The following is a 12,537-nucleotide window of genomic DNA, read 5'->3' on the forward strand; positions in this document are numbered from 1 at the left end:
GAGGGAACTCCCGGGGCGCCGCGCCGTAGGGTCGCCGCATGCACGAACACGTCCGGCTGACCGCATGGGTGCGCGGAAAGGTCCAGGAGGTCGGTTTCCGCTGGTGGACCCGGGCCCGGGCGCTGGAGATCGGCCTGGTCGGATACGCGGGCAACCTCTCCGACGGCCGGGTCCAGGTCGTGGCGGAGGGCGCGCGGGAGGAGTGCGAGCGCCTGCTCGTCCTGCTGCGCGGCGCCGGCACGCCGGGCCGGGTGGACGGGGTGACCGAGCTCTGGGGGGTGCCGCGCGCCGGGTACGAGGGGTTCGCGATCCGCTGAGCGCCCCTGGCGCGGCCCGCCGGGCCGCGCCGCCTGCCGGTGGTCCCGCCCCGCCGGTACGCCTGTCCCCGCCGGTACGCCTGTCCTTGCCGGGGCGCCTGCCCCTGCCGGCTCCCCCGTGCGGGGGCGCAGCCGCCCGTGGGGCGGGCGGGGAGGACCGCCCGCGGGCGCCTGCCGACCGTGCGGACGCGGACGGCTGCGTCCGCTGAGCGGCACCTGCCGTCGTCATGTGGTTGCACGGTCGGCCCGTGACGTGGTTGACTCCCCACCGAGCGGTGATCGTCCGGCCACGGGCCGTCGGAACCGCCCCCCTCGGCGTGGGTGTTCCGCCATGCAGGTGGGCGCCGGGCGTTGCGCGCTGTGATCGTGTTGACCCGTACAGCGTTTGGTGAGACGCTGGAAACCCGCTCACCCGTACGTGTTTCCCCCGGCAGAGCTGTCACGGCAGACCTGCGAAGAGCGCGTGGCGGTGCGCACCCTTCCCCCTAGACCAGCACCTCACAAAGGTCGGTCACTCAGCGTGGAGGACCACTCATCATGGCAAAGGCGCTTCTCGGTTACGTCGGCGGTCCCGACCCGCGACTGCTCGCCGAGATGCGACGGCTCCAGCAGCGTGTCCAGGACCTGGAATCCGAGCTGAACCGGATGCAGGCCGAGAACGACGCCCTGGCTGCCGTCGCCGACGAGCAGAGGCTGCTCAGCAGCATCGACGTACCTCAGCGGGAGCCCGCCCTCACCTGATCGAACCCGATCAGGCGGCGGTGCCGCCGGGAATTGCAAGGGACGCCGGCCACCGGCGTCCCTTCGTCATTCCCCCCGTCTCCCCCGCAGCAGCTCCTGCTGCCGTCAAGATGCCCACCGGCGTCCCCCGCGAAACCGCGGGCGCCTCACACCGCCCCGCCGTCCTCCCCCGTTACGCTCCTTGTGCGGTCCAGAGCAAGGAGAACGGCGCGTGCACCTCAAGAGCCTCACCCTGCGCGGCTTCAAGTCCTTCGCCTCCGCGACCACGCTCCGGTTCGAGCCCGGCATCACCTGCGTGGTGGGACCGAACGGCTCCGGCAAGTCCAACGTCGTCGACGCGCTGTCCTGGGTGATGGGCGAGCAGGGCGCCAAGTCGCTGCGCGGCGGCAAGATGGAGGACGTCATCTTCGCCGGCACCGCCGGCCGCCCCCCGCTCGGCCGCGCCGAGGTCTCCCTCACCATCGACAACACCGACGGCGCCCTGCCCATCGACTACTCCGAGGTCACCATCACGCGGACGATGTTCCGCAACGGCGGCTCCGAGTACGCCCTCAACGGCGACACCTGCCGCCTCCTCGACATCCAGGAGCTCCTCTCCGACTCCGGCATCGGCCGCGAGATGCACGTCATCGTCGGCCAGGGCCAGTTGGACTCCGTCCTGCACGCCGACCCCGCCGGGCGCCGCGCCTTCATCGAGGAGGCCGCCGGCGTCCTCAAGCACCGCAAGCGCAAGGAGAAGGCGCTGCGGAAGCTCGACGCGATGCAGACCAACCTCAACCGGGTGCAGGACCTCGTCGCCGAGCTCCGCCGCCAGCTCAAGCCCCTCGGCCGCCAGGCGCAGATCGCCCGCCGCGCGGCCGTCATCCAGGCCGACCTGCGCGACGCCCGCCTGCGGCTGCTGGCCGACGACCTCGTCACCCTGCGCCACGCCGTCGAGGCGGAGATCGCCGACGAGATGGCGCTGCGGCTGCGCCGCTCCACCGTCGAGCAGCAGCTGGCGGGCGCCCGGCAGCGCGAGGCGGTGCTGGAGGCGCAGGTGCAGCAGCTCAGGCCGCGGCTGGAGCAGGCGCAGGAGACGTGGTTCCAGCTCTCCTCGCTCGCCGAGCGGGTGCGCGGCACCGTCGGCCTGGCCGACGCCCGGGTCCGGCACGCCGCGGCCCGGCCCGCCGAGGAGCGGCGCGGCCGCGACCCGGAGGACATGGAGCGGGAGGCCGCCCGCATCCGGGAGGAGGAGGCCGCGCTCGCGGAGGCGCTGGAGGAGGCGCAGGACGCCCTCGCCGAGGCCGTGGAGCGGCGCTCCGCGCTGGAGCGGGCGCTGGCGGAGGAGGACCGGCGGCTCCGCGACGCCGCCCGCGCCCTCGCCGACCGCCGCGAGGGGCTGGCCAGGCTCCAGGGCCGGGTGGCCGCCGCCGCCTCCCGGGCGGCCGGGGCCGAGGCCGAGATCGGCCGCCTCGCGGCCGCCCGCGACGAGGCGGTGCTCCGCGCGGAGGCCGCCGCGGCCGAGGAGGAGCTGCTGCGGGAACAGGTCGAGGGACTGGACGCGGTCGACGAGCAGGCGGAGGCCGACTGGGCGCGGGCGCGCCGCCGCCTCGCGGAGGCCGAGGAGGAGCAGGGGCGGGCCCGGGACGCCGTCACCGCCGCCGAACGGGAGCGCGCCGCCCTCACCGCCCGCCGCGACGCGCTCGCCCTGGGCCTGCGCCGCAAGGACGGCACCGGCGCGCTGCTGGCCGCCGGCGGTGAACTGGCCGGTGTCCTCGGCCCGGCCGCCGCCCTGCTCACCGTCGTCCCGGGGGCCGAGGCCGCCGTCGCCGCCGCGCTGGGCGCCGCCGCCGACGCGGTCGCCGTGGACGCGGTCCCCGCCGCCGCCGACGCGCTGCGGCTGCTCCGCAAGACCGACGCGGGCCGCGCCGCCCTGCTGGTCGCCGGTGCGCCCGACCCCGCCGTGCCGGACCCCGCCGCTCCGGCCGACGCCGCCCTGCCCGAGGGCGCCCGCTGGGCCGCCGACCTGGTGGACGGTCCGGCGCGGCTGCTGCCCGCCGTCCGCGGCCTGCTGCACCGCACCGCCGTGGTCGACACCCTGGAGGACGCCGAGGCGCTCCTCGCCGACCACCCCGGGCTGACCGCCGCCACCCGCGACGGCGACCTGCTGGGCGCGGGCTTCGCCCACGGCGGCTCCGCCGGCGCGCCGACCCTGCTGGAGACGCAGGCCGCCGTGGACGAGGCCGCCGCCGCCCTGGAGGAGCTCTCCGCCCGCACCGCCGGGCTGGCGGCCCGGGCCGAGGAGGCCGCCGCGCGCCGCCGCGCTCTGGCCGCCGAGGTCGAGGAGCTGACCGCGCGCCGCCGCAGCGCGGAGAAGGAGCGCTCCGCCGTGGCGCAGCAGCTCGGCCGCCTCGGCGGCCAGGCCCGCGCCGCCGCCGGTGAGGCGGAGCGCACGGCCGCCGCCGCCGCGAGGGCCGAGGCGGCGCTGGAGCAGGCCGCCGCCGAGCACGCGGAGCTGTCCGAGCGCCTCGCCGCCGCCGAGGAGGCGCCCGCCGAGGACGAGCCCGACACCGCCGGGCGCGACCGGCTGGCCGAGGAGGCGTCCCGCGCCCGGCAGGCCGAGGTGGACGCCCGGCTCGCGGTCCGCACCCACGAGGAGCGGGTGCGGGGGCTGTCCGGCCGCGCCGACGCGCTGGACCGCGGCGCCCGCGCCGAGCGGGAGGCGCGGGCCCGGGCCGCCGCGCAGCGCCGCCGGGCCGCGTACGAGGCGGAGGTCGCCGGGGCCGTCGCGCAGGGCGCCCGGCAGCTGCTGGCCTTCGTCGAGGCGTCCCTGGAGCGGGCGGCGCGGGAGCGCCGCGCCGTCGAGGAGGAGCGTGCCGCCCGGGAGGAGGAGCTGACGGGCGAGCGGGCGCGCGGCCGGGAGCTGAAGGAGGAGCTGGACCGCCTCACCGACTCCGTCCACCGCGACGAGGTGCTGCGGGCCGAGAAGCGGCTGCGCATCGAGCAGCTGGAGGCGCGGGCGCTGGAGGAGTTCGGCATCGAGGCGGCGGCGCTGCTCGGCGAGTACGGGCCGGACCGGCCGGTGCCCGCGCCGCCCCCGGCGGAGGGGGAGGAGCGGGCGGAGGACGACCCGGCGGGTCTGCCCCGCCCCTACGTCCGGGCGGAGCAGGAGAAGCGGCTGCGGGCGGCCGAGCGGGCCCACCAGCAGCTGGGCAAGGTCAACCCGCTGGCGCTGGAGGAGTTCGCGGCGCTGGAGGAGCGCCACCAGTTCCTCAGCGAGCAGCTGGACGACCTGAAGCGGACCCGCCGCGACCTGATGGACATCGTCCGGGACGTCGACGAGCGGGTGGAGCAGCTCTTCACCGCCGCGTACCACGACACGGCGGCGCAGTTCGAGGGCGTCTTCGCCCGGCTCTTCCCCGGCGGCGAGGGCCGGCTGCTCCTCACCGACCCGGAGTCCATGCTCACCACCGGCGTCGAGGTGGAGGCCCGGCCGCCGGGCAAGAAGGTCAAGCGGCTCTCGCTGCTGTCGGGTGGCGAGCGGTCGCTGACGGCGGTGGCGCTGCTGGTCTCGATCTTCAAGGCGCGCCCCAGCCCCTTCTACGTCATGGACGAGGTGGAGGCGGCGCTGGACGAGACCAACCTGCGCCGGCTGATCGGGATCATGGAGGAGCTGCGGGAGTCCTCCCAGCTCATCGTGATCACCCACCAGAAGCTCACCATGGAGTCCGCCGACGCCCTCTACGGCGTCACCATGAAGGGCGACGGCATCTCCCAGGTGATCAGCCAGCGGCTGCGCGAGGAGCACCGCGAGCGCCGCCCGCGCGCCCGCGCCGCGGCCGCGGCGCCCGGCCGGGGCGCACCCGCCGAGGGCGCCCCGGCCGGGGACGGCCCCGGCGTGCCGGCCCCCGCCGACGGCTGACGGCCGGTCAGCCGCGCGGCAGCACCAGGGACTGCACCTCCGGCAGGTGCCGCCAGTCGCTGGAGACGACGCTCGCATGGGCGGCGGCCAGCTGCTGCGTGCGGGCGCGGGCCTGCTCGGCGGCCGGGTCGGTGGCGCTGATGGCGGGGGAGACGTTCTGGGCGTCCGTCATCACCAGCAGGTAGTGGTTGCGGTCGTACCAGCCGGTGTCGGTGCCGGAGGCGTACGCCGAGGCGTCGCCGTCGAAGACGGCGAACCACGGCCGGAGCGAGGCGTCGGAGTACTTCGTGCGGGGGTCGCCCGGGGCCGCGCCGTGCACGGCCGGGAAGACCTGCGCCTCGCCGATCCGGCCCGCAGCGGCCAGGTCGCGCAGGTGGCGGGCGTACTCGACGTCGGTGTGCAGGGTGTCGAAGGGGTTGGACTCCTCCACGGTGCCCGGGATGACGTCGACCAGCACCCGGCCGGCGAGCTGCGCGCGGGCGGGCCAGTTCCCGGCGCGGGCGGCCTCGTCCAGGGTCGCGTACGCGCCGCCGCCGGACCGGGCGAGCAGGTCGGCGGGGCGGAGGACGGCGGGGCCCAGGTGGGCGGCGACCAGGGCGTCCAGCTGGGCGGGGCCCATGCCTCGGTTCGCGGCGAAGCCCTGCTTCAGTTCCAGCTTGACCAGCAGCGGGCCGCTGCCGGGGTGGGCGCCGAGCCAGACGCGGATGTCGTCCAGGCAGCTCTCCAGGTCCTTGTTCGCGCCGCCGGTGTAGAGGCGGTCGGGGGTGGCTGCGGCGACGCAGTTGTTCCTGTTGCCCAGGGGGTTGGAGTGGCTGACCTTCCACTCCTTGGTGACGGTGTCGGTCCAGGCGTCCAGTTCGACCATGCCGGTGCCGGTGTCCAGGGCCTGGGCGAGGAAGCCGAAGGCGGCGGGGTCGTAGGTGTTGTGCAGGCCGACCGTGGTGGCCGAGGCGAGGGGGAGGGCGCCGGTGTCGGCGGCGGAGGCCTGCCGGGCAGGCGCCAGGACGGCGGTCAGCGCCAGCAGCGCGGCGGCGGCGGACGTGCGGCGAAGGGTCAACGTGGCCTCCTCGGCGGGCGCCGCGCGGGCGGCGCGGGGCGGCGGTCCGGGCGGACCGCCGACGGCAGCTCCGACCATCCGAGCGGATTTGAGGTGACATGACAAGCAACTTCGTCAAACCGTTCGCAACGCTCCGCGCACCGTCTGGGCGCCCTCCGTTGTCAGACATACCGTCAGCAGCATTGCCCCGACGGAGGAGCAGGCATGCAACGACGCATCCGGACCCTCGGGCTCCAGGCCGCCGCCGCGGCCGCCGCCCTGCTGACGACCACCGCCCTCGCCCTCGCCCCCGCCGCCCCCGCGGCCGCGACCGCCCCCGCGGCCGCGACCGCCCCCGCGGCGGCGGCCGCGGCCCCGGCGGACCTCTGCGGCGGCGGCTGCAACGACATCCTGCCGCCCGGCGAGAACGGCAACGCCACCCTCGCCGACATCCTCGCCCACCGGATCCTCGGCACCCGCCCCGCCCACACCGACGACCGCCTCGGCCCCTACGCCGCCCTCGCCGACGGCTACCCCGGCCTCACCGACGGCCAGTTGGGCCGCTTCTTCGGCGACGCCTCCTTCGGCGTCCCCGCCGACCAAGTGGCCAGCACCGTCCGCCCCCGCGCCGACGTCGCGATCGTCCGCGACAGGGCGACCGGGGTGCCCCACATCACCGGCACCACCCGGTACGGCACCGAATACGGCGCCGGCTGGGCCGCAGCCCAGGACCGGCTGTGGGTGATGGACCTCTTCCGCCACGTCGGCCGGGGCGAGCTCAGCGGCTTCGCCGGCGGCGCCGCCGCCAACCGCGCCCTGGAGAAGTCCTTCTGGCAGGCCGCCCCCTACACGGAGGCCGAACTCCAGGCCCAGATCGACACCCTCGCCGCCTCCGGCCCCCGCGCCCGGCAGGCCCTCGACGACGCGAACGCCTACCTCGACGGCGTCAACGCCTACATCGACCGGGCCCGCCGCACCCGCACCTTCCCCGGCGAGTACGACCTCACCGGCCACGTCGACCCGATCACCAACGCCGGCTCCATCGACCACTTCCGCCTCGCCGACCTCGTCGCCCTCGCCTCCGTCGTCGGCGCGCTGTTCGGCTCGGGAGGCGGCGGCGAGCTGCAGTCCGCCCTGGTCAGGCAGGCCGCCCAGGCCCGCTACGGCACGGTCGCGGGGGACCGGGTCTGGGCCTCCTTCCGCGAGGCCGACGACCCCGAGGCCGTGCGCACCCTCCACGACGGGCAGCGCTTCCCCTACGCCCTGCCGCCCGCCGACCCGCGCGGCACCGCGATGCCCGACCCCGGCTCCGTCGTCCCCGAACGGCTCGTCCACGACGCCGCCGGCACCGGGGCCTCCACCGCCCCCACCGCAGCGAAGGGCGTCCTGCCCGCCGACCTGCTCACCGCCCGGCACGGCATGTCCAACGCCCTGGTCGTCTCCGGCCGGTACGCCGAGGGCGGCCGCCCGGTCGCCGTCTTCGGGCCGCAGACCGGCTACTTCGCGCCGCAGCTGCTCATGCTGGAGGAGCTCCAGGGGCCCGGCATCAGCGCCCGCGGCGCCGCCTTCGCCGGACTCTCCTTCTACGTCCAGCTCGGCCGCGGGCAGGACTACGCCTGGAGCGCCACCTCCGCCGGACAGGACATCACCGACACCTACGCCGTGCCGCTCTGCAACGCCGACGGCTCCACCGCCACCACCGCATCCGACTCCTACCTGTGGCACGGGACCTGCACGCCCATGGAGCGGCTGGAGCGCCGGGACGCCTGGCGGCCCACCGCGGCCGACCCCACCCCCGCCGGCTCCTACACCCTGGTCATGCGGCGCACCCGGTACGGGCTGGTGACCGCACGCGGCACCGTCGGCGGCCGGCCCGTCGCCTTCACCTCCCTGCGCTCCACCTACCGCCACGAGGCCGACTCCATCGTCGGCTTCCAGATGTTCAACGACCCGGGGGCCGTGCACTCCGCCGCGACCTTCCAGGAGGCCGCCGGGCACGTCGGCTACACCTTCAACTGGTTCTACGCCGACTCCGCCCACACCGCGTACTACAACTCCGGCGCGAACCCGGTGCGCGCCGACGGCGTCGACCCCGGCCTGCCCGTGCTCGCCGAGCCGCGGTACGAGTGGCGCGGCTTCGACCCCGACGCCGGCACCGCCGACCTGGCCCCGCCCGCCGAGCACCCGCAGTCCCGGGACCAGGGCTACTACGTCTCCTGGAACAACCGGCAGGCCGGCGGCTACGCCGCCGCCGGCTTCGGCGACGGGTCCGTCCACCGCGCCGACCTCCTCGACGACCGGGTGGCGGCCCTGGTGCACAGCGGGACGCCGGTGACCCGCAGCGCCCTCGTGCAGGCCATGGAGGACGCCGCCCTCACCGACCTGCGGGGCGAGGACGTGCTGCCCGGCCTGCTGCGGGTCCTGCGCCGCGCGCCCGTCACCGACCCGGCGCTCGACGGCGCCGTGCGGCGGCTGGAGACGTGGCTGGCGCACGGCGCGAAGCGCCGCGAGACCGCGCCCGGCAGCCACCGCTACGCCGACGCCGACGCGGTCCGGACCATGGACGCCTGGTGGCCGCTGCTGGTCCGCGCCGAGTTCGGCGACGGGCTGGGGGAGCCGCTGACGGCCGCGCTCACCGGCGCGCTCCAGGTCGACGAGGCGCCCTCCGGCGCGCCGGCGGCCGGCGGGGACGTCAACGGCTCGATCCCGCACCGGGGCTCCGCCTTCCAGTACGGCTGGTGGTCGTACGTCGACAAGGACCTGCGGACGGTGCTCGGCGAGCCGGTGGCCGGCCCCCTGGCCGAGCCGTACTGCGGCGGCGGCGACCCGGCCCGCTGCCGGCAGGCGCTGCTCGACAGCCTCGCGCAGGCCGCCGCGCTCACCCCGGCCCAGGTCTACCCGGGCGGCGACGGCTGCGCCGCGGGCGACCAGTGGTGCGCGGACACGGTCGTCCAGCGGCCGCTGGGCGGGATCACCGACGCCCGGATCTCCTGGCAGAACCGGCCGACCTACCAGCAGGTCGTCCGGTTCGCCGGGCACCGCTGAGCCGGGACCGGCCCGGACGGCCGCGCCTCCCGGCGTGGCCGGGCCCCACCGGCGCGCCCGCGACCGACCCGCACGGCCGCGACCGGACGGCCGGGACCGCCCCCCGGACGGCCGGGACTGACCCGAACGACGGAGCCGGGATGCCCGCCCCCCGGCGGCGCCTTACGGTGCCGCTGGGGGGCGACCCACGAAAGGTGAATCCCATGGCAGGCAAGTTCGAGATATACACCGACGACTCCGGCTCCCACCGCTTCCGCCTCAAGGCGTCCGACGGCCGGGTGCTCATCGTCGGCGACGCGTACGACAGCCGCGACCAGTGCCTCAAGGGCATCGAGACCATCCGCAAGCTCGCCCCCTACGCCCAGGTCAAGGACGTCGCCGCCGCCGACGCCTGACGCCGCGGGCGGGGCCGCGGGCGACGGCGCCCGCGGCCCCGCCCCGTTCCCGCCTCCGCCCTCCCCCCACCGGGCCTGCCGCCCCCGCTCGTTTCCGCCCCGCCTCCGCCCGGCCCGCACTCCCGCGCCCTCACCGAACCTCCACACGCCGCCCTGAGCGGTCCGGCCCCCCGCACGCGTGAAGAGGGGGACGGCCGCCGGGCGGCCGGTCCCGTCCCGTCCGGACGCCCGTCCCGTCCCGACCGGCCCAGGACCGACCAGGAGGCACCGGTGCGCAACCACGCCGCCGTGACCGACGGCCCGTCGCGGAGCCGGAACCGCGGCCGCGAGCGGGACCGCGGCAGGGGCCCGGGCGGCGGGTCCGCGCCGCCCGGCGCCCCGCCGCCCGACGAGGAGCTGATGCGCTCCCTCTACCGGGAGCACGCCGGACCGCTCCTCGCCTACGTCCTGCGCCTGGTCGCCGGCGACCGGCACCGCGCCGAGGACGTCGTCCAGGAGACCCTGGTGCGCGCCTGGCGCAGCGCCGACCGCCTCGACCCCGCCGCGGGCTCGCTCCGCCCCTGGCTGGTGACGGTGGCGCGCCGTATCGTGATCGACGGCCACCGCAGCCGCCTCGCGCGGCCGCAGGAGGTGGACCCGTCGCCCCTGGAGACCCTGCCCGCGGAGGACGAGCTGGACCGCGCCCTGCGCATGATGACCATCTCCGACGCCCTCGGGGCCCTCACGCCGGCGCACCGGGAGATCCTGATCGAGACGTACTTCAAGAGCCGCACGGTGGACGAGGCCGCCCGCCTGCTCGGCATCCCGCCCGGGACCGCCCGGTCCCGGGTGTACTACGCGCTGCGCTCGCTGCGGCTCGCGCTGGAGGAGCGGGGGGTGACATCGTGACGCAGGCACCGGACCGCCACGCCGACGTGGGCGCCTACGTCCTCGGGGTGCTCGGCGAGCCCGACCGGACGCTCTTCGAGGAGCACCTGCGCGGCTGCGCCCGGTGCGCCGCCGAGGCCTCCGCCCTCGGGGGGCTGGAGCCGGTCCTGGCCGAGTTCGCGGAGCTCGCGGACGTCCGGGCCCTCGACGGCGCCCTCCCCGCCGTCGCGCCCGCCCCTCCCGTGCGGGAGCCCCGCCCCGGACCCGCCGCCCCGCCCCCGCTGCTCGACCGGCCCCTCGCCGACGTCTCCGCGGCCCGCCGCCGCACCCGCACCCGGCGCCTGCTGGCCGTCGCCGCCGCGGCGGTCCTGGTCGTCGGCGGACCGGTCGTCGCGGCCACCGTCGCCTCCGGCCCCCGGACGACCGCCGCCGCGCCCGTGCTCTCCGGCGAGCAGCACACCGCCACCGACACCGCCACGGGCGTCACCGCCACCGTGGCCCTGAGCCCCAAGCGGTGGGGCACCGAGGTGGGCCTGCGGCTCAGCGGGGTGAGGGGCCCCCTGCGGTGCAGCCTGGTCGCGGTCTCCCGCACCGGGGAGCAGCAGGTGGTGCTGAACTGGCAGGTCCCCGGCAGCGGCTACGGCGTCCCCGGCGCGCCCGAACCGCTCCTCGTCCGGGGCGGCGCCGGGATGTACCGGCCGGAGCTGGACCGCCTGGAGGTCCGCACCGGGGAGGGGGGCCGGCTGGTGACCGTGCCGCTCTGACGGCCCCGCCGCCGTCCCGTCCGCGGCCCCGCCGGCCGGCTCCCCGCCGGCCGCTCCGGCCGGTCGGCCCCACCGCTGCGGCTGCGGGCCCCCGAGCACGGATACTGGGGGGGTTATGGAATACGTGATCCTTGCCGTAGCCATCGCCGTGGTCGCCATCGGTGCGATCACCGGCTTCGTCGTCAGCGGCAGACGACGCAGGACACTGCCCCCGTCGTCGCGCGTCCCGATCGGGACGCCGACAGCCGAGCCCCGGGTCGGCGAGGACGCCGAGACCCCGCGGGACACCCCCACCCGCACCATCGACCAGGTGGACCTGCCCACGGGCACGGCGGCCCCGGAGGCCGCCCCCGAGGCGCCGCCCCTGCCCGAGGCCCCCGCCGGGCCCGAGGCGCCCGTCTCCGCCGAGGGCGCCGTCACCGCGCCCCCGCTGGAGGTGCCCGAACCCACCGCCGGGCGCCTGGTGCGGCTGCGCACCCGGCTGTCCCGCTCCCAGAACTCCCTGGGCAAGGGCCTGCTCTCGCTCCTCTCCCGCGAGCACCTCGACGAGGACACCTGGGAGGAGATCGAGGACACCCTGCTCACCGCCGACGTCGGCGTCGCCCCCACGCAGGAGCTGGTGGAGCGCCTGCGCACCCGCGTCAAGGTCCTCGGCACCCGTACGCCGGAGGAGCTGCGCGGCCTGCTCCGCGAGGAGCTCGTCGCCCTGATCGGCACCGACGCGGACCGCTCGCTGCACTCGTCGCGGCACTCGGCCGCCGAGGCGGGCCGCCCGTCCGTGGTGCTGGTCGTCGGCGTCAACGGCGTCGGCAAGACCACCACCACCGGCAAGCTCGCCCGCGTGCTGGTGGCCGACGGCCGCAAGGTCGTCCTCGGCGCCGCCGACACCTTCCGCGCCGCCGCCGCCGACCAGCTCCAGACCTGGGGCGAGCGGGTGGGCGCCCGCACCGTCCGCGGCCCCGAGGGCGGCGACCCGGCGTCGGTCGCCTTCGACGCGGTCCGGGAGGGCGCCGCCGAGGGGGCCGACACCGTCCTGGTGGACACCGCCGGGCGCCTGCACACCAAGACCGGCCTCATGGACGAGCTGGGCAAGGTCAAGCGGGTCGTGGAGAAGCACGGCCCGGTCGACGAGGTGCTCCTCGTGCTCGACGCCACCACCGGCCAGAACGGCCTGGTGCAGGCCCGGGTCTTCGCCGAGGTCGTCGACATCACCGGCATCGTGCTCACCAAGCTGGACGGCACCGCCAAGGGCGGCATCGTCATCGCCGTCCAGCGCGAGCTCGGCGTCCCCGTCAAGCTGATCGGCCTCGGCGAGGGCGCCGACGACCTGGCTCCGTTCGAGCCGGGCGCCTTCGTCGACGCCCTGATCGGGGACTGACCGGGACCTGCCGGGCCTGACGGCCGGCAGGCCGCCGACAGGAGAAGAGGGCCGTCCCCGTATCCGGCACGGGGGCGGCCCTCTGCCGTGCGG

At 77.0% G+C, this 12,537-nt stretch carries 9 protein-coding genes; 8 read left to right on the forward strand and 1 reads right to left on the reverse strand.

What is annotated here, in order from left to right; genetic code table 11:
* The first annotated feature begins 38 nt into the window (after nt 1–38).
* From LO771_RS21775 to smc, 3 genes are all read left to right on the forward strand, one after another.
* Nucleotides 39–317 (forward strand): acylphosphatase, encoded by a 279-nt coding sequence (locus tag LO771_RS21775; protein ID WP_230655034.1) that lies wholly within the window; start codon nt 39–41, stop codon nt 315–317.
* A gap of 537 nt (nt 318–854) precedes the next feature.
* Entirely contained in the window at nt 855–1,058 is a 204-nt protein-coding gene (locus LO771_RS21780) for a hypothetical protein (RefSeq protein WP_230655036.1), read from the forward strand.
* Nucleotides 1,059–1,269: 211 nt separating this feature from the next.
* Nucleotides 1,270–4,959: a chromosome segregation protein SMC gene (smc, locus tag LO771_RS21785; RefSeq protein ID WP_230655037.1), complete on the forward strand. Its 3,690-nt coding sequence runs from the start codon at nt 1,270–1,272 to the stop codon at nt 4,957–4,959.
* 7 nt (nt 4,960–4,966) lie between these two features.
* On the opposite strand, the gene LO771_RS21790 is transcribed toward smc, so the two are convergent.
* Complete coding sequence (locus LO771_RS21790; RefSeq protein WP_230655038.1) at nt 4,967–6,016, reverse strand: phosphatidylinositol-specific phospholipase C domain-containing protein; 1,050 nt, start codon at nt 6,014–6,016, stop codon at nt 4,967–4,969.
* A 204-nt stretch (nt 6,017–6,220) separates the two neighbouring features.
* On the opposite strand from LO771_RS21790, the gene LO771_RS21795 reads away from it, so the two are divergent.
* The 5 genes from LO771_RS21795 (at nt 6,221) to ftsY (ending at nt 12,444) form a co-directional block, all read left to right on the forward strand.
* Nucleotides 6,221–9,040, forward strand: coding sequence for a penicillin acylase family protein (locus LO771_RS21795; protein ID WP_230655039.1), 2,820 nt, complete (start codon nt 6,221–6,223; stop codon nt 9,038–9,040).
* Nucleotides 9,041–9,243: 203 nt separating this feature from the next.
* A complete protein-coding gene (locus tag LO771_RS21800; protein WP_230655041.1) occupies nt 9,244–9,435 on the forward strand; it encodes a DUF1508 domain-containing protein in 192 nt (63 codons plus the stop codon).
* A 270-nt stretch (nt 9,436–9,705) separates the two neighbouring features.
* Complete coding sequence (locus tag LO771_RS21805) at nt 9,706–10,323, forward strand: sigma-70 family RNA polymerase sigma factor (protein WP_308188965.1); 618 nt, start codon at nt 9,706–9,708, stop codon at nt 10,321–10,323.
* Nucleotides 10,320–11,066 (forward strand): zf-HC2 domain-containing protein, encoded by a 747-nt coding sequence (locus tag LO771_RS30835; RefSeq protein ID WP_308188966.1) that lies wholly within the window; start codon nt 10,320–10,322, stop codon nt 11,064–11,066. Before LO771_RS21805 ends, LO771_RS30835 begins: the two co-directional genes overlap by 4 nt.
* Nucleotides 11,067–11,181: 115 nt before the next feature.
* Nucleotides 11,182–12,444, forward strand: coding sequence for a signal recognition particle-docking protein FtsY (ftsY, locus tag LO771_RS21815; protein ID WP_230655043.1), 1,263 nt, complete (start codon nt 11,182–11,184; stop codon nt 12,442–12,444).
* Nucleotides 12,445–12,537: the final 93 nt, after the last annotated feature.

Source organism: Streptacidiphilus sp. ASG 303 (genome assembly GCF_020991365.1).
In the GTDB taxonomy this organism is placed as follows: Bacteria; Actinomycetota; Actinomycetes; order Streptomycetales; family Streptomycetaceae; genus Peterkaempfera.